General features: G+C 70.2%; 14 protein-coding genes. 4 read left to right on the forward strand and 10 right to left on the reverse strand.

Annotated features, from left to right (window positions below; all coding sequences use genetic code 11):
* Nucleotides 1–36: 36 nt before the first annotated feature.
* Nucleotides 37–2,484 (reverse strand): phosphoribosyltransferase, encoded by a 2,448-nt coding sequence (locus ACIQGQ_RS04475; protein WP_402391949.1) that lies wholly within the window; start codon nt 2,482–2,484, stop codon nt 37–39.
* Nucleotides 2,485–2,540: 56 nt separating this feature from the next.
* Nucleotides 2,541–3,704 carry an HpcH/HpaI aldolase/citrate lyase family protein gene (locus ACIQGQ_RS04480; RefSeq protein ID WP_402390552.1) on the reverse strand — a complete coding sequence of 388 codons (1,164 nt, stop codon included), beginning with the start codon at nt 3,702–3,704 and terminating at the stop codon, nt 2,541–2,543.
* A gap of 220 nt (nt 3,705–3,924) precedes the next feature.
* Between ACIQGQ_RS04480 and ACIQGQ_RS04485 the strand changes: the two genes are divergently transcribed.
* The gene (locus ACIQGQ_RS04485) at nt 3,925–4,767 is read left to right on the forward strand and encodes a TerD family protein (RefSeq protein WP_402390554.1); all 843 of its coding nucleotides are present in this window, start codon (nt 3,925–3,927) and stop codon (nt 4,765–4,767) included.
* Nucleotides 4,768–4,872: 105 nt separating this feature from the next.
* Here the strand turns inward: ACIQGQ_RS04485 and ACIQGQ_RS04490 are convergent, their stop codons facing one another.
* The 6 genes from ACIQGQ_RS04490 to ACIQGQ_RS04515 form a co-directional block, all read right to left on the reverse strand.
* A complete protein-coding gene (locus ACIQGQ_RS04490; protein WP_402390556.1) occupies nt 4,873–5,604 on the reverse strand; it encodes a Tellurium resistance in 732 nt (243 codons plus the stop codon).
* Nucleotides 5,605–5,776: 172 nt separating this feature from the next.
* Nucleotides 5,777–6,922 carry a DUF475 domain-containing protein gene (locus tag ACIQGQ_RS04495; protein ID WP_352279457.1) on the reverse strand — a complete coding sequence of 382 codons (1,146 nt, stop codon included), beginning with the start codon at nt 6,920–6,922 and terminating at the stop codon, nt 5,777–5,779.
* Between the two features lie 50 nt (nt 6,923–6,972).
* Complete coding sequence (locus ACIQGQ_RS04500) at nt 6,973–7,548, reverse strand: TerD family protein (RefSeq protein WP_352279458.1); 576 nt, start codon at nt 7,546–7,548, stop codon at nt 6,973–6,975.
* 196 nt (nt 7,549–7,744) lie between these two features.
* Nucleotides 7,745–8,320, reverse strand: a complete 576-nt coding sequence (locus ACIQGQ_RS04505; RefSeq protein ID WP_402390559.1) for a TerD family protein — start codon at nt 8,318–8,320, stop codon at nt 7,745–7,747.
* A 143-nt stretch (nt 8,321–8,463) separates the two neighbouring features.
* A complete protein-coding gene (locus ACIQGQ_RS04510) occupies nt 8,464–8,922 on the reverse strand; it encodes a peroxiredoxin (protein WP_366291355.1) in 459 nt (152 codons plus the stop codon).
* A gap of 196 nt (nt 8,923–9,118) precedes the next feature.
* Nucleotides 9,119–9,556, reverse strand: a complete 438-nt coding sequence (locus ACIQGQ_RS04515) for a DUF3052 domain-containing protein (RefSeq protein ID WP_366291353.1) — start codon at nt 9,554–9,556, stop codon at nt 9,119–9,121.
* Between the two features lie 438 nt (nt 9,557–9,994).
* On the opposite strand from ACIQGQ_RS04515, the gene aceE reads away from it, so the two are divergent.
* Nucleotides 9,995–12,727, forward strand: a complete 2,733-nt coding sequence (aceE, locus tag ACIQGQ_RS04520; protein WP_402390563.1) for a pyruvate dehydrogenase (acetyl-transferring), homodimeric type — start codon at nt 9,995–9,997, stop codon at nt 12,725–12,727.
* A 61-nt stretch (nt 12,728–12,788) separates the two neighbouring features.
* Here the strand turns inward: aceE and ACIQGQ_RS04525 are convergent, their stop codons facing one another.
* Together ACIQGQ_RS04525 and ACIQGQ_RS04530 are read right to left on the reverse strand one after the other, a co-directional pair.
* Nucleotides 12,789–13,166, reverse strand: coding sequence for a peptidase inhibitor family I36 protein (locus tag ACIQGQ_RS04525; protein ID WP_402390566.1), 378 nt, complete (start codon nt 13,164–13,166; stop codon nt 12,789–12,791).
* Between the two features lie 154 nt (nt 13,167–13,320).
* Complete coding sequence (locus tag ACIQGQ_RS04530) at nt 13,321–14,931, reverse strand: MFS transporter (RefSeq protein WP_402390569.1); 1,611 nt, start codon at nt 14,929–14,931, stop codon at nt 13,321–13,323.
* 117 nt (nt 14,932–15,048) lie between these two features.
* On the opposite strand from ACIQGQ_RS04530, the gene ACIQGQ_RS04535 reads away from it, so the two are divergent.
* Together ACIQGQ_RS04535 and ACIQGQ_RS04540 are read left to right on the forward strand one after the other, a co-directional pair.
* Complete coding sequence (locus tag ACIQGQ_RS04535; protein ID WP_402390571.1) at nt 15,049–15,729, forward strand: TetR family transcriptional regulator; 681 nt, start codon at nt 15,049–15,051, stop codon at nt 15,727–15,729.
* 284 nt (nt 15,730–16,013) lie between these two features.
* Nucleotides 16,014–17,225 carry an alpha/beta hydrolase gene (locus ACIQGQ_RS04540; RefSeq protein WP_402390573.1) on the forward strand — a complete coding sequence of 404 codons (1,212 nt, stop codon included), beginning with the start codon at nt 16,014–16,016 and terminating at the stop codon, nt 17,223–17,225.
* Nucleotides 17,226–17,242: the final 17 nt, after the last annotated feature.

Below are 17,242 nucleotides of genomic sequence, written 5' to 3' on the forward strand. Positions count from 1 at the left end.
TGAGGGGACCGGTGGCGGGAGCCTCGGACGAACCGGTCACTTCGCGTCCACCGCCCGGCCGTCCGCGCCCGTCGCGCCGCGGGTGTACCTCGGGTGGATCAGGCCGACGCAGCTGTACGGGAGGTCGTCGGCCTCCTCCACCGGTACGCCCCGCTGCTCGGCCAGCAGGCGGATGTGGTCGAGGTCGGCGCCCGCGCCGCGCCGGGTGAGGATCTTCCAGGGGACCCGGCGCAGCAGCACCCGGGTGGTCTCGCCGACGCCCGGCTTGACCAGGTTCACGTCGTGGATGCCGTACTCCTCGCTGATCCGCTCCACGGAGGCCCAGCCCTCCCAGGTGGGGGCCCGGTCGGCCGCGAGCAGGTCCTTGGCCTCGGCGTCCACCGCGTCGGCGACCTCGTCGAAGTGTTCGGCGACGGTGTCGAGGAAGAGGCCGGACACGTCGCCGTCCGCCAGCTCCCGGTAGAACTTCGCGCCGTGGAAGTCGTCGGGGCCGACCAGGTCGGCGCGGAGCACGGTCCGCGAGATCAGCCCGGAGACGGTGGAGTTGAGGCAGGCGGACGGGATGAGGAAGTCCTCCCGGGTGCCGTAGGTGCGGACGCAGCCGCCGGGGTCGGCCAGCACCGCGATCTCCGGGTCGAATCCTTCGAACTCGGCGAGCGCCGCGGAGAGTTCGCGGGTGATCGCGCCCTTGCCGGTCCAGCCGTCCACGAAGACGACGTCCGCCGGGTCGTGGTGGGCGGCCAGCCAGCGCAGGGCGTTGGCGTCGATGCCCCGGCCCCGCACGATGGAGACGGCGTAGTGGGGCAGCTCGACGCCGTGCCGGTGCAGGGCCCAGCGGCGCATCAGCACACCGACGGGGGTACCGGCCCGGGCCAGCGAGACCAGGACCGGGCGGGGGCCACGCTCGGCGAGGACCGTCTCGGTGACGGTGCCGACGGCCCGCGCGATCCGGGCGGCCGACAGCTTCAGCGCCGACCGGAACAGCTCCTGGTACTCGGCGGAGGGCTGGTACTCGACGGGCAGCGATTCGGCGTAGTGCGCGCCGCCGCTCTGTATCGCCTCCTCGCGCTCCTCGGTGGGCGCCTCCAGCTCGGTCTCCGAGAGGTCCTGGAGCAGCCAGCCGACCTCGTCCGGCGCGTAGGAGGAGAAGGCGGGGCCGCGGAGGGGCTCGGGCAGCATGGAGGTTTCCTGCCGTTCGGGGGCGTGCGTGCGGGGGCCGGGGACGTACGAGGGGACGACCGCGAGCAGTACGTGACCGGTGTGCGCGGCGAGCTGTTCCAACAGGCCGCCGGGCGCGTGGAGTTCGGGGGTGTCGGCGGCGGAGTCGACAGCGAGCAGCACGGCGTCGAATCCGGCGCCCGCGACGTTGTACGCGTACCGGTCGCCGGGGCCGTCGTCCGGGTCGTCGTGGGCCGGGAAGACCAGCCGGGTCCGTATCGCGTAGCCCGGGTCGTCCACGGCGAGGACGGGGGAACGCGTGGTGGTGGAGTACCGCACCTCGGCGTCGGTGAGCCGCTCCAGGGCCGTGCCCAGGCGCAGCGGGGCGTACATCAGCTCCTCGAAGCCGAGGACCAGGACGCGCCGGGCGTCGCCCAGCTGTCCGGCGATGCGGGCGGCCATGGCGGGGAGGGCCGTTTCCAGGGCCGCCCGGTGGGCGGGGGTGAAGCCGTGCCGGCCGCCGTCGGGCACCCCGGCGGGCCACCGGAGGTCGATCCGGGTGCAGGGGCGGGGGGCGGGGACGCGGGGCTGTTCCAGGGGCGCCGGCTCGTGCGCGGCGACCAGAGCCCGGCCCTTCTCCAGGACGCCCTCCGGGAGGGTGACGGTGCCCGAGCCGTACGCCACCAGGTCGACCCGGGCGCCGATCTCCTCGGCGAACCGGGCCAGCCTGTCCCGGTCGGCCGGGGAGCGCATGTCCATCAGGGCGACGATGACGTAGTGGTCGCGCGGGTACCGCTCGTGCAGGTCGCGGACGGTGTTGAGGACGGTGTTGCCGGTGGAGAACTCGTCGTCGACCAGGACCAGGGGTGCGCCGCGGCCGCCCGCCAGCAGCTCCGGGTCCTCCGGGAGCAGCAGGTGCGAGGTGGCGTGCGAGTGGGACTCCTCGAAGCCGCCCGCCCGCGCCACGCCCGCCACGGGGCGGCGGGTCGAGTGGAGGTACGGGGCCTCGCCGAGCCCGTCGGCGACCGCGTGGCCCAGGGCGGTGGCGGTCTCCGCGTAGCCGAGCACGACGGCCCGGCCCGCCGCGGCCGTACCCAGGAGTTCGCGGACCCGGCGGCCCAGCTCGAATCCGGTGCCGTAGACCACGGAGGGCTTCTGCGGCACGTGCTTGCCGAGCACGTTCGACACCAGCAGGTGGGCGCGCCGGGGGTTGCGGCGCAGGGCGAGGCCGAGCAGTTCGCGCAGCTCGCCGTCGCCCTCGGGCCTGCCGTCGCCGACGAGCTCCACGCCCAGTCGCTCCGTCACCCAGCTGCCCGACCACACCACGTCCGCCGCTCCCTTCTCCGCTTCTTCGTCGCCCTTCTCCGCCGGCCGCTCCGCGCTCACTCCGGGACACTCGCGGACAGCAGGTCGACGAAGCCGACGTCCGGGCCGGCGACCCCGAAGGCCTCCGCGCGCAGCAGGGTCCGCTCGGCCCAGGCGCGGTGCGGCTTCACCTCGTTCATCTTGTTCGTGTACGCGGAGCGCAGGACGCCGCCGCCGCCGCGCTCGGGGCGCAGGATGTCCTCGGCGTCGCTGAACTCCTCGTGGCTGACCACGGACAGGGCGTGCACAGGGGCCACGTGGGAGGGGTGGATGCAGGTCTTGCCGAGCAGGCCGTTGGCCCGGTCGAGCTCGACCTCGCGCAGCAGGCCGTCCAGGTCGTGTTCGATCAGCGTGGCGCGCAGGTCCTCGGCCCGGCCCTCCAGGAAGGGGCTCTGGCGGAGCTGGGGCTTGAACATCCGCTCCTGGAGCCGGAAGTACTCCCACACCGGGCCGGTGATGGTGAATCCGGTGCCGTCCGCCCGGCCCAGCACATTGACCACGTCGGCGATGACGGCTCCGACGATCCGCACGTCGTACGCCGTCATGTCGGGCGTCCTGCGCAGCCCGTACGCCGAGCAGAAGTCGGTGACGCCGAGCCGGAGCGCGAGCACCCGGTCACGGTAGGCGTCGACGGTGCGGGCGATGCCGTGGAGCGCGGCCGCCCGGGTCTCCAGATGGAGCAGCTCGGGGGATTCGAGCACGGGCATGGCGAACAGGCGCAGACCACTGGCCTTCTCGGCCTCGGCGAGCGCCTCCATGAAGGGGACGCCGCGCTCCTCGGTGAACTTCGGAAGTACAAAACCGGACAACATTCGGGCGGTGGCACCGAGCCGACGCACCAAGTCGCCAATCTGGCCGGGCTCGCGGACCCGGATGAAGAGCAGCGGCACCTCGGCGCCCCGGGCGTCGAGGTCGGCGAACTGCCTGACCAGATTCTCCTCGGCGCCGGTGACCTCGGAGTCGTCTATCGAATCCTCCAGGCAGAGCACCATCGAGACGACGCCGCGACCGGCCTGCTTGACGATGTCGTCAGCGAGCTTCGGCCGGGTGGCGGGGCTGTACAGGGTCGCCCCCAGGGCGGCCGAGAGGAGCCGGGCGGGTGCGTCCGGACCGAATGCGCACGGCTCCCGGAAGAACAGCCGCTCCCGCACGGCGGGCGCGATATGCCCGAAATGACGCATGTAACTCCCCCGAACCGACCGATCGACCAACGAATGCATGGCCGGTAATAGTACGTATGGGCGAGTGTCAAGAGTTCCCCTCACGCATGAACTGCGGGTAACTCGACCATTTCCCGATGGGTCGAAGCGTGCCGGAACGGGCAGTTCCGAAAGATCGTCGGGAGACTCGGTACGACCCCCGCGTTGTCCGCGCGGGCCGCCAGCAGGCAGGATGACGGGCATGACGCACGCGATGGTGAAAGGCTCGAACGTCCCTCTGGACACCCTGGCCGTACGGGCCGTGCTGCGCTGGACCCCGGGCACCGGGGTGCCGGACGTGGACGTCTCGGCCCTGCTGATCGGCCCCGGCGGCCGCGTGCGCTCGGACGAGGACTTCGTCTTCTACAACCAGCCCCGCCACCCCTCCGGCCTGGTGCGGCACCTGCCGAAGCGGAGCGTCCCCGAGGGGCTGACGGACACCGTCGAGGCCGATCTGGGCGGGCTGGACCGCTCGGTCGAACAGGTGGTCGTCGCCGCCTCCTCGGACGGCGCCACCTTCGCCCAGGTGCACGACCTCCGCATCCTGCTGTACGACGCGACGGTGCCCGGCGGGGAGCCGCTCGCCGTCTTCGACGTGCAGCCGGAGACCGGCGAGGAGACGGCCATCATCTGCGGCGAGCTCTACCGGCGCGGCGATGGCTGGAAATTCCGCGCGGTGGCGCAGGGCTACCCGACCGGGCTGGTCGGTCTGGCGACCGATTTCGGCATCTCGGTCGACGAGGCGGCACCCGAGCCCGACCCGGCCCCGGCACAGACGGCTCCCGCGCCGGTTCCGGCACCCGCCGCCCCGCCCGCGCCCGACTTCCCGCCGGCCGCGCCGACGGGGCCCGACGCGCAGGCCACGATCCAGCACCGGCAGCCCGCGTACGGCTACCCGCAGACCGCCCAGCCCGCGTACGGCTATCCGCAGCCGGCCGCTGCTCCGCCCGCCTACGGCTACCCGCAGCCCGCGGCGGCCGCGGCCCCCGCCCCGGACCCGAACTTCACCCTGCCGCCGATGGGCCCGCAGTTCGTACGGTCCTGAGAAGGCGCCTCCGGGAGACGCCCGGAGGAGACGCCCTGAGGACCGTCGCCCCGAGGACCGTCGTACGGCCCCGAGGCCGGGGACAACTCCAGGAGCCGGCCCGGATCAGGTCTTGGACTTGTAGCCCCGGCCCCACTGCATGCCGTAGCCGTACATCCGGTCCAGCTCCGACTGGAACCCGTAGACGAACTTCACCTCGCGCCGCACGATCAGGTCGTCCTTGACGTTCTCCATCGTGAACACGGCGCAGGAGCGGGCCTCCGGGGCGTGCTCGTCGAGCTCGATCTCGATGCTGGGCCCGTTGCCCGGGTAGAGCGTCACCTTGGCGTGCGTCCGGTCGAAGGCCGGCGTCTGGTCGTAGATGTAGACGAAGAAGAGCAGCCGTTTGAACTGCTCCCGCTGGTCGATATTGACGTAGAGCGTCTCGCCCGAGGGCGCACCGAAGCGGTCGTCCCCGCTGAGCCGGATGTACGGCGGGCTGTTCAGATCGCCCAGGAGGTTGCCGAGCGGCTGGACGACGCCCCGGGTCCCGTCCTTCAGCTCGTACATGCAGCCGAGGTCCAGGTCGACGTTGACCATGCCCTGGGTGTGCGCCTGCACCGGTTCGGGCTTGAAGAACTCCATCGGGCGCAGCAGCCGGCCGCCCTGCCGTGACCGGCCCCTTATGTCCGAGGTGCGCATCTGCCAGGACAGGTTGACCCGAAGATTTCCGCTCAGCGCGCCCTGCTTGCCGAGCGAGACCGTGTGCTGCCGCTTGGTGAGCACGATGGAGCTCGTCAGCGCGTTGCTCGACTCGAACTGTGCCCGGCGCGGCCACAGGTTGTCCCAGAACGCCATCCCCAACCCCTATGTGTAGAAAATCTCCCGTTCCCGGGCCCGGGAACGCCCCGGATCCGGCCCGGGACGCCCTCAGCACTGCGGGGCGGCCGGGGGGCCGGGGCCGGATGCCTCCGGAGAACCCTGCCTCACGAACCGCCCCGCAGAAGAGCGTTCCTCAATCCCTACCGGGTCACACCCCGGACGGGACTTCCGCCTTGGAACCGGCGTCGTCCCCGCCCCCCTCGGCCTCCAGCCTCTTGTTGCGCCGGACCGAGGACCAGAAGGACAGACCGATCAGGATGACACCGACGGAGCCGGTGATGAGCTCGTTGATCTGGTACTGGATGGTGACGAGCAGGATCGCGGCCAGCGCGCCGATGGCGTAGTGGGCGCCGTGCTCCAGGTAGACGTAGTCGTCGAGGGTGCCCTGGCGGACCAGGTAGACCGTGAGCGACCGGACGTACATGGCGCCGATGCCGAGGCCGAGCGCCATGAGCACGATCTCGTTGGTGATGGCGAAGGCGCCGATGACACCGTCGAACGAGAAGGAGGCGTCGAGCACCTCCAGGTAGAGGAACATGAAGAACGCGGCCTTGCCGGCCAGCGCGACCGCGGAAACCTTCTTGCCGCTCCGCGCGGCCTCCTCCTCGGCCTCGTGCTCGCGCTCTTCCTCCTCCTCCAGGCGGTTCTCGAAGAAGCCGGAGAGGCCGCCGACGATGAGGTACGTGATCAGACCGGCGACACCGGCGAGCAGGACCGTCTCCGTCTTGTCCGCGTGGCCGCCGCCGTGCTGGTGCGCGTTGCCCGCGACGGTCAGGGCCGCGACGAGCAGCACGATCAGCGCGATGCAGACCGACAGCATGTCGACCTTGCCGAGCTTGGCGAGCGGACGCTCGATCCAGCGCAGCCACTGGATGTCACGGTCCTCGAAAATGAAGTCGAGGAAGATCATCAGAAGGAACATGCCACCGAACGCGGCGATCGCCGGGTGGGCGTCGGTGACGAGTTCCTGATAGCGCTCGGGCTGGTTGAAGGAAAGATCGACCGCCTCGATCGGACCGATCTTGGCGGTGATGGCCACGATCACGACAGGGAAGACCAGTCGCATACCGAAGACCGCGATGAGCACACCGATCGTGAGGAAGATCTTCTGCCAGAAGGCATTCATCTTCTTCAGGATTCCGGCGTTGACCACCGCGTTGTCGAAGGACAGCGAGATCTCCAGAACGGAGAGGATCGCCACCACCCCGAAGGCCTGCCACCCCCCGTAGAACACAGCTGCGACCAGGCCGAGCGCGGTAACCGCGAACGACCAGCCAAAGGTTTTCAGAAGCACTGGCTACCCCATCGTGTAAGTAACGGGTCTCCCCCGCGCCGTACGCGGCTTTACGAAACGTTGACCCCGAAGTCTAGAGCGATACCGCGAAGGCCGGACGCGTACCCCTGACCTACCGCACGGAACTTCCACTCGCCGTTGTACCGGTAGAGCTCGCCGAAGATCATCGCCGTTTCCGTCGAGGCGTCCTCGGTGAGGTCGTACCGCGCGAGTTCCTGACCGTCCGCCTGATTGACCACACGGATGAAGGCATTGCTGACCTGGCCGAAGGTCTGCCCCCGGCTGTCGGCCTCATGGATGGAGACCGGGAAAATGATCTTGTCGCAGTGCGCCGGGACCTGGTCGAGATGGACGATGACCGACTCGTCGTCGCCGTCCCCCTCCCCGGTGAGGTTGTCACCGGTGTGCTCGACGGAGCCGTCGGGGCTCGTGAGGTTGTTGTAGAACACGAACCACTCGTCGCCGAGGACCCGGCCCGAACGGCACAGCAGCGCGCTGGCGTCGAGGTCGAAGTCCGCGCCGGTGGTGGATCGCGCGTCCCAGCCGAGCCCGACCAGCACCTGGGTGAGGTTGGGTGCGGCCTTGGAGAGGGAGACGTTGCCTCCCTTGGCGAGTGTGACGCCCATGGTGTGTCCTCCCCGGATCGATGAACCGTCTGCCGGGCCCGCCGGAGCCGCACAGAGCCCCCGGGCCGCCTGTCGAGCACGTCCGGCGCCGCACGGGAGTGCGGCGCCGGACGGGTGGTGCGTACGGGGGCGACGCGGGCCGCTGCCCGGTCGCACCCATGATCCTCCCGGCCGGTGGGGGCCGGAGGAACTTTGATCAGACGTTGACGCCGAAGTCCTGCGCGATGCCGCGCAGCCCCGAGGCGTACCCCTGACCGATGGCCCGGAACTTCCACTCCGTCCCGTGGCGGTACAGCTCGCCGAAGACCATGGCGGTCTCCGTGGAGGCGTCCTCGCTCAGGTCGTAGCGGGCCAGCTCGCTGTTGTCGGCCTCGTTGACCACGCGGATGTACGCGTTGCGCACCTGGCCGAAGCTCTGCTGCCGGGCCTCCGCCTCGTAGATCGAGACCGGGAAGACGATCTTGTCGACGTCGGACGGGACCGTGGCGAGGTTCACCTTGATGACCTCGTCGTCGCCCTCGCCCTCACCGGTGAGGTTGTCACCGGTGTGCTCGACGGAGCCGTCGGGGCTCTTCAGGTTGTTGAAGAAGACGAAGTTCCCGTCGCTGCTGACCTTGCCCTGGTCGTTCGTCAGCAGGGCGCTGGCGTCCAGGTCGAAGTCACCACCGGTGGTGGTGCGGGCGTCCCAGCCGAGACCGACGACGACCGCCGTCAGGTTGGGCGCGGCCTTGGTCAGCGAGACGTTGCCGCCCTTGCTGAGGCTGACTCCCACGAGTCCTCCCATTGGTTTCTTGGGGGCCGGCGGACCGCCGGCGCCTCCACTTGCGTTGGCATCCGATCAACGACTGGATCCTAGTGACCGGTTCCCGGCCGAGCAGCCTTTTCGCCGGGCCGGTCATGGATCGTCCGGCCGGGTCAGAGCGCTTCGAGGGCCTTGATGTAGTCGTTGAGGTCGCGCGCGTCCGGAAGACCGTTGACGACGGTCCAGCGCACCACGCCCTCCTTGTCGATGACGAAGGTGCCGCGCACCGCGCAGCCCTTGTCCTCGTCGAAGACGCCGTAGGCCCGCGAGGTCTCGCCGTGCGGCCAGAAGTCCGAGACCAGCGGGTACTCCAGGCCCTCCTGCTCGGCGAAGACGCGCAGGGTGTGGATGGAGTCGTTGGAGACGGCGAGCAGCTGGGTGTCGTCGTTCTCGAACTTCGGCAGCTCGTCGCGGAGCGCGCAGAGCTCACCCGTGCAGACGCCCGTGAAGGCGAACGGGTAGAAGAGCAGCACGACGTTCTTCTCGCCGCGGAAGTCGGACAGCCGCACGGTCCGGCCGTGGTTGTCCTTCAGCTCGAAATCCGGGGCCTTGGTGCCGACCTCGATCGCCATGGAAAGCGTCCCTTCGCTACGTTCACCGGGCTGGACCGTCCGGGTGGTCCCCACCCTACGCAGCCCCCGCGCCGGCCCGTACGGCGCCCGCGCGGGCCTCCGGAAATATCCCGGCGCCCCGGGTGCACGAAGGCCCCCGAACGGCTCATGTGCCGTTCGGGGGCCTTCGGGACGAACAACGTGCCGGGGGCGTGCCTCAGCGCTTGGCCCGGGCCGACTTCGGCGTCGCCAGACGGCTGCCCGCCCAGTCCTTGCCCGCGTTGATGCTCTTGGTCTGGGCGAGACCGGCCGTCTGGGCGGCCTCGTTGATGTCGCTCGGCTCGACGTATCCGTCACGGCCGGTCTTCGGCGTCATCAGCCAGACCGTGCCGCCGTCCTCGATCAGACCAATGGCATCCACCAGCGCGTCCGTAAGGTCGCCGTCCTCGTCACGGAACCAGAGCAGGACGACGTCGGCGACGTCGTCGTAGTCCTCGTCGACGAGTTCCTGGCCGATTGTGGCCTCGATGGCTTCGCGGAGTTCCTGCTCGACGTCGTCGTCGTAGCCGATCTCCTGGACCACCTGTCCGGGCTCGAACCCCAGGCGTGCTGCCAGGCTCGTCTGCTCCTCCGCGTGGTCCGCGGTCGCGCTCACGGGTTGCCTCCTGATCATGTTTCGGAAAATGCTTCAGCCACGCGCGTGCGCGGGGCGTTGGCCGTAGTCCACACGGGAGTGGCGGATCGCGCAAGTACCCGGCGTCCGAGACCGCCTAAACGGTGACGTTCCCTGCCACGTCTCCGCACTGTCGGCAGATCCCCTCCGGGGCCCGGCGCTGCTGTCCACACCCTTTACGGCCTTCCACAGCTTATGCCGTATCGGTCCGCCATTCGGAGTCGAACATCCTTTGGGAACGCTTGGACGCCTTGGGCGTATGGTTGCGCTTTGGGCCGTACCATCCCCTCGCACCGGACACGACGTCCCGCAACACGGCGGTTACCCCTCGGTAGAGATGACGTTTGCGCCCTCGCGGTACACGATGGTCACGGCGTACCAGCACGGCCCGTAGACACCACCGAACAGCGAAGGAACAGCGTGGCTTCCGGCTCCGATCGCAACCCGATCATCATTGGCGGCCTGCCGAGCCAGGTCCCGGACTTCGACCCCGAAGAGACCCAGGAGTGGCTCGACTCGCTCGATGCCGCAGTCGACGAGCGGGGCCGCGAGCGGGCTCGCTATCTGATGCTCCGGCTCATCGAGCGCGCGCGGGAGAAGCGTGTCGCCGTTCCGGAGATGCGCAGCACGGACTACGTGAACACGATCGCCACGAAGGACGAGCCGTTCTTCCCCGGCGACGAGGACATCGAGCGCAAGGTCCTCAACGCGACCCGCTGGAACGCGGCCGTGATGGTGTCGCGCGCCCAGCGTCCGGGCATCGGCGTCGGCGGCCACATCGCCACCTTCGCCTCCTCGGCCTCTCTGTACGACGTGGGCTTCAACCACTTCTTCCGCGGCAAGGACGACGGTCTGGGCGGCGACCAGATCTTCTTCCAGGGCCACGCCTCCCCGGGCATCTACGCCCGCGCCTACCTGCTCGACCGGCTCAGCGAGGCGCAGCTCGACGGCTTCCGCCAGGAGAAGTCGAAGGCGCCCAACGGTCTGTCCAGCTATCCGCACCCGCGGCTGATGCCGGACTTCTGGGAGTTCCCGACCGTCTCGATGGGTCTCGGCCCGCTCGGCGCGATCTACCAGGCCCGGATGAACCGCTACATGGAGGCGCGCGGCATCGCCGACACCTCGCAGTCCCATGTGTGGGCCTATCTGGGTGACGGCGAGATGGACGAGCCGGAGTCGCTCGGCCAGCTCTCCCTCGCCGCCCGTGAGGGTCTGGACAACCTCACCTTCGTCGTCAACTGCAACCTCCAGCGGCTCGACGGCCCGGTGCGCGGCAACGGAAAGATCATCCAGGAGCTGGAGTCGCAGTTCCGCGGTGCCGGGTGGAACGTCATCAAGCTGGTCTGGGACCGCTCCTGGGACCCGCTGCTCGCGCAGGACCGCACGGGCATCCTGGTCAACAAGCTGAACACCACGCCGGACGGCCAGTTCCAGACGTACGCCACCGAGTCGGGCGCCTACATCCGCGAGCACTTCTTCGGGGACGACCCGAGACTGCGCGAGATGGTCAAGGACATGACCGACGATCAGATCCTGCACCTGGGGCGCGGCGGTCACGACCACAAGAAGGTCTACGCGGCCTACGCGGCGGCCAAGGCCCACAAGGGCCAGCCGACGGTGATCCTGGCGCAGACGGTCAAGGGCTGGACCCTGGGGCCGAACTTCGAGGGCCGCAACGCGACCCACCAGATGAAGAAGCTCACGGTCGAGGACCTGAAGCGGTTCCGCGACCGGCTGCACATCCCGATCGCGGACAAGGACCTGGAGGACGGCCTTCCGCCGTACTACCACCCGGGCCGCGACTCGGAGGAGATCCAGTACATGCACGACCGCCGCAAGGGCCTGGGCGGTTACGTCCCGACCCGTGTGGTGCGCGCGAAGCCGCTGGTCCTCCCCGGGGACAAGACGTACGCGACCGCGAAGAAGGGCACGGGTCAGCAGTCGATCGCCACGACCATGGCGTTCGTCCGCATCCTGAAGGACCTCATGCGGGACAAGGAGATCGGCAAGCGCTTCGTGCTGATCGCCCCCGACGAGTACCGCACCTTCGGGATGGACGCCTTCTTCCCGAGCGCGAAGATCTACAACCCGCTGGGCCAGCAGTACGAGTCGGTGGACCGCGATCTGCTGCTGACGTACAAGGAGTCGCCGACCGGGCAGATGCTGCACGACGGCATCTCGGAGGCCGGCTGCACGGCGTCGCTGATCGCCGCCGGTTCGGCGTACGCCACGCACGGCGAGCCGCTGATCCCGGTGTACGTCTTCTACTCGATGTTCGGTTTCCAGCGCACGGGCGACCAGTTCTGGCAGATGGCCGACCAGCTCGCGCGCGGTTTCGTGCTGGGCGCGACCGCGGGGCGTACGACGCTGACCGGTGAGGGTCTCCAGCACGCGGACGGCCACTCGCAGCTGCTCGCCTCGACCAACCCGGCCTGTGTCGCCTACGACCCGGCGTTCGGCTACGAGATCGCGCACATCGTCAAGGACGGTCTGCGCCGGATGTACGGCGAGAACAGCGAGGACGTCTTCTACTACCTCACCGTCTACAACGAGCCGATCCAGCACCCGGCCGAGCCCGAGGACGTGGACGTGGAGGGCATCCTCAAGGGTGTCCACCGCTACCGGGCGGCCGACCGGGGCGAGATCCCGGCGCAGATCATGGCGTCCGGCGTGGCGGTCCCGTGGGCCCTTGAGGCGCAGCGCATCCTCGCCGACGAGTGGAACGTCCGGGCGGACGTCTGGTCGGCGACCTCCTGGAACGAGCTGCGCCGCGAGGCCGTCGAGGTGGAGCGGTACAACCTGCTGCACCCGGAGGAGGAGCAGCGCGTCCCGTACGTGACGCGGAAGCTCTCCGGCTCCGAGGGCCCGTTCGTGGCGGTCTCGGACTGGATGCGTTCGGTGCCGGACCAGATCGCGCGCTGGGTGCCGGGGGCGTACCAGTCGCTGGGTGCGGACGGCTTCGGCTTCGCCGACACGCGTGGTGCGGCCCGCCGGTTCTTCCACATCGACGCGCAGTCGATCGTTCTCGCGGTGCTCACCGAGCTCGCGAAGGAGAACCGGATCGACCGCTCGCTGCTGAAGCAGGCGCTCGACCGGTACGAGCTGCTGGACGTCACGGCCGCCGACCCGGGCGCGGCCGGCGGCGACGCGTAGCCGTACAGGTCCAGAAGGGCGGCGGGGCCGGGAGGCTCCGCCGCCCTTCGGCCTTCCCCGGTCAGTTCTCCCAGATCTTGAAGGCCCTGACCTGGTACGGGGAGCGGGGCACCCAGGTGCCGCCGCCCGGGTAGGTGTTGAACTCGCCGGTCTCGGCGCACTCCGCCGACTGGTAGGTGGTGACCGGGCGGCCGGTGCGGTTGGCGAGGGCCTGGACGCCGCCCTTCGGCAGCGGTACGCAGCTGTCGATGTCGGTCGAGGCGAGCTCATGGGTCCGGCGGGTGCCGGTGAAGTCCGGCGCGTCCCAGAGGCAGAGCTGTCCGGCGGCGCAGTCGCCGAGCCGGGCGGGCGGCGCGGAGTGGGCGGCGCTCTGCGGGAGCAGTGTGGCGGCGGCCAGCGAGGCGGCTGCCAGGGCGGTGGTGAACGCGGTCTTGCGCATGTGGAACGACCCCCGTGGTCGGTTGCGAATCAGTTGTCCGCACCCTGACCTGCGGCGCGGCGCCGGGGGAAGGGGGCCGGGGGCACACCACCCTGATAGGCGACAGCCCCGCCCGTGTCCCTGGGCGGGGCTGTCGTACGCGGGGTGTTGACGGTCAGATGTGTCCGGCGCCGACGCCCGCTTCGGCGTTCTCACCGCGCTTGGTGAGCGTGGCGACGACGGCGGCGAGGACCGCGACGCCACCGGCGACCATGAACGCGGTGCTCATGCCGGACACGAAGGTGTCATGGGCGACGCCCGCGATCTTGCCCGCGACCTCCGGCGGGACGTTCCCGCCGACCGGCGGGATGCCGACCTCGACGGCCGAGGAGGCCTGGTCGAGCTGGTCCGGGCTGAGCGGCGGAAGCTGCGCCGCCCGCCAGTTGTCGGCGAGCTGGGAGTCGACCCGGGTGGCCATGACGGCGCCGAGCACCGCCGTCCCGAGGCTGCCGCCGACCTGCATGGCGGACTGCTGGAGGCCGCCGGCGACGCCGGACAGCTCCAGCGGGGCGTTGCCGACGATGACCTCGGTGGCGCCGACCATCACCGGGGCGAGGCCGAGGCCGAGCAGGCCGAACCAGATCGACATGGTGAGGGTGCTGGTGCCGGTCCCCAGCTGGGACATGCCGAACATGGCGGCCGCCGTGCACACCATGCCGCCGACCAGCGGGACCCTGGGCCCGAATTTGGTGATCATGGCGCCCGCGAGCGGCGAGGCGACGATCATCATGCCGGTCAGCGGCAGCAGGCGCAGACCGCTGTCGACGGGGCTCAGACCGTGCACGTTCTGCAGGTAGAAGGTGACGAAGAAGAGCCCGCCCATGAAGGCGAAGGCCATCAGCACCATCAGGACCACACCGGCGGAGAGCGGCACGGACCGGAACATGGCGAGCGGGATCAGTGGTTCGCGGACGTTCTTCTGGGAGAACGCGAAGACCACGAACAGGGCCACGGCCGCCCCGAGGAAGCCGAGGGTCTTGTAGTCGCCCCAGCCCCACGCGGAACCCTTGATGAGCGCCCAGATCAGGCAGAACATCGCCTGCGAGAGCAGCACGATGCCGCCGACGTCGAAGGAGCGCGGCGCGTTCTCGGCGCGGTGGTCCTTGAGGATCACCAGCCCCAGCACCAGCGCGATCACACCGACCGGCACATTGATGAAGAAGACGGACTGCCAGCTGACGTGCTCGACGAGAACGCCGCCCAGGATCGGGCCGCCCGCGGTGGAGGCGCCGATCACCATGCCCCAGATGCCGATCGCCATGTTCAGCTTCTCGGCCGGGAAGGTGGCGCGCAGCAGGCCGAGCGCGGCGGGCATCAGCAGGGCGCCGAAGAGGCCCTGGAGCACCCGGAACGTGATCACGAGGGCGGCGCTGTGGGACAGGCCGATGGCCCCGGAGGCCGCGGCGAATCCCACGACGCCTATGAGGAAGGTCTGGCGGTGTCCGAAACGGTCACCGAGCTTGCCCGCGGTGATCAGGGAGACCGCCAGGGCGAGCATGTAGCCGTTGGTGATCCACTGGACGTCCGCGAGCGAGGCCTTGAGGTCCTGCTGGATGGCGGGGTTGGCGATCGCGACGATCGTGCCGTCGAGCGCGACCATCATCACGCCGATGGCCACGGAGAAGAGCGTCAGCCAGGGGTGGCCGCGCAGCCCCTTGGCAGGTCCGGGAGCGGCGGCCTCGCGCGGCTCCCGCGACGCCTTGTCGACGGTGGTCTGACTAGTCATATCAAGGACACTAGTGACAGTCGCTGACAGTTCACAAAGCATTTCGCGAGCCGGACACTGTCGCGTAGCTCACAGGTACGCTGAGCTGGGGAAAGCAGGAGAAGGAAGGCCAGCGAAGTGACCGATGTGCGGCGGGCCGCACCCCCGACCGGGCTCCGCGAGCGGAAGAAGCGGCACACCAGGGACGCCCTGCTGCGCACCGCGCTCGACCTGTTCACCACCCAGGGGTACGACGAGACCACCGTCGACGAGATCGTCGAGGCCGTCGCGGTCTCCCAGCGGACCTTCTTCCGCTACTTCGCGAACAAGGAGGAGGCCGCCTTCGCCCTCCAGTCCACGGTGGAGTCGCACTTCCTCGCGGAGCTGCGCCGGCGCCCCGCGGCGGAGACGCCGTTCGACGCCCTGCGCCGGTCGGTGCTCCAGGTCTGGGACGGGATCGACGAGACGTTCGAGGAAGTCTTCACCGTCGATCTCCACATGCGGATGTACCGGATGATCGAGTCGACGCCCTCGCTGCTCGCCGCCCATCTGCGGCGGTGCAGTGCGCTGGAGGACCAGATCGCGCTGCTGATCGCCGACCGCGAGGGGCTCGACGCGGACGAGGATCCTCGCCCCCGGGTGGCCGTCGCCGCGTTCTGCGGGGTGATGCGGGTGACCGGTCAGCTCTGGGGCCGGGGCCGGGACTGCGGTGTGGACTCGCTGCGCGCGCTGACCGAGGCGTACCTGGACCGGCTCGGACCGGCGCTGGCCGGTGACTGGCGGGCGGGGCGCGGCACGGAGGACGTCGCGCGCCCCTGACCCCCGCGCCCGTGGCGGGAATCACCGACGGACCGTCACCGGACCCGCACATGCGCCGCCCCGGATGCCCGGGATGTGCCGAACGTCTCGGCGCCGGGCATGACCGACGTCACAACAGCCGTACGCCGAGGGCGACATGCGGCCCGCCCGGCGCTTTCCACGCGCCCGAGCGTACGGATGACGGCCACACAGCGTGAAGATCCGGGGCTGGAATTCCCCGAGGTGAGGTGATGTGTGTCACCCTCGTCACGGCTGCCGTCGCGCGTCTCCTAATGTGGGCCGGAGTGACTTCCTTCGACTCCTCCCCGACGCTCACCGCGTGGCGCGCGCTGCTCGCCGTGGCGGTCGTGTTCGTCATGCTGGCGACCACCGGCTGGACCACCATCCGCCATCAGCGCTCCGACGAGCCGCGTACCGTCGCGCTCGCCGCCTGGGCCCGGGGCCGGGTGGCGGGTCATCCGCTGCCGGACGCCGACGCGCCCTCCTACCGGCTGGCGCGTTTCTTCGCCTCGCTCAGCGGCGCGCAGCGCACCGCGCTCGCCGACCGGTACCCCTTGGTCGTGGGCAATCTGAACGGCGCCCCGATCACCTTGCGCTACCGCGCCAACCGGCTGGCCGTGGCCCAGGCGCGCCGGGTCGAGGAGCGGCGCACGCACGACGTGCGGCTCTCCCCCGACGGGCGCGCCCTGGCGGTCCGCCGGATGGAGCGCTTCGAATCGATGCTCACCCCGGGCCGCCGCTTCCTGTCCTTCGACCCGTCCGGCAGGGGCCGTGCCGCCGAGGTGTTCGGCGACCTCGGGCGGGCCGACCGGATCTCGGTGATCGTCCCCGGCGTGGACACCGATCTGCTGACCCTGGAGCGGCCCGCGCCCAAGGTGAACGCCGCCCCGGTCGGCATGGCGAAGTCGCTGTACGCGGCGGAGCGCGCCGCCGGCCCCGGTGTCCGTACCGCCGTCATCGCCTGGGCCGACTACACCACGCCCGCCGGTATCGGCATGGACGCCGCTCTGGGCAACCTGGCGGCGCGCGGCGCGCTGCGGCTGAACGCGCTGCTGGACGCGTTGCCCGGCGCCGCGCCGGTCTCGCTGTTCTGCCACAGCTACGGCTCGGTGCTGTGCGGGGTCGCCGCGCACGCGCTGCCCGCCCGGGTCACCGACATCGCGGTGGCCGGCAGCCCCGGCATGCGGGTGGAGAACGCCGCGCAGCTCCGCACCGGGGCCCGGGTGTGGGCGACGCGGGACCGGGGCGACTGGATCGAGGACGTACCCAATCTGGAGCTCGGCGGCCTGGGCCACGGGGCCGACCCGGTCGATCCCGGGTTCGGCGCACGGATCTTCTCGGCGGGCGACGCGATCGGCCACAGTGGCTATTTCGTGCCGGGTACCGAGAGCCTGGACAACTTCGCCGCGATCGGTGTGGGCGCCTACGGATCGGTGAGCTGTGCCGTCTCCGACAGCGGTTGCGGCGGGCGGACCGGCGGGGACCTGGGAGTCTGACGGAACCGGGCATTCAC

It is taken from the genome of Streptomyces sp. NPDC092952 (assembly GCF_044754785.1).
GTDB lineage: Bacteria > Actinomycetota > Actinomycetes > Streptomycetales > Streptomycetaceae > Streptomyces.

Coding starts and splice junctions, on each gene's coding strand:
- ACIQGQ_RS04480 (WP_402390552.1), bottom strand. CDS start 3,704: ATGCGTCATTTCGGGCATATCGCGCCCGCCGTGCGGGAGCGGCTGTTC.
- ACIQGQ_RS04485 (WP_402390554.1), top strand. CDS start 3,925: ATGACGCACGCGATGGTGAAAGGCTCGAACGTCCCTCTGGACACCCTG.
- ACIQGQ_RS04490 (WP_402390556.1), bottom strand. CDS start 5,604: ATGGCGTTCTGGGACAACCTGTGGCCGCGCCGGGCACAGTTCGAGTCG.
- ACIQGQ_RS04500 (WP_352279458.1), bottom strand. CDS start 7,548: ATGGGCGTCACACTCGCCAAGGGAGGCAACGTCTCCCTCTCCAAGGCC.
- ACIQGQ_RS04510 (WP_366291355.1), bottom strand. CDS start 8,922: ATGGCGATCGAGGTCGGCACCAAGGCCCCGGATTTCGAGCTGAAGGAC.
- ACIQGQ_RS04525 (WP_402390566.1), bottom strand. CDS start 13,166: ATGCGCAAGACCGCGTTCACCACCGCCCTGGCAGCCGCCTCGCTGGCC.
- ACIQGQ_RS04530 (WP_402390569.1), bottom strand. CDS start 14,931: ATGACTAGTCAGACCACCGTCGACAAGGCGTCGCGGGAGCCGCGCGAG.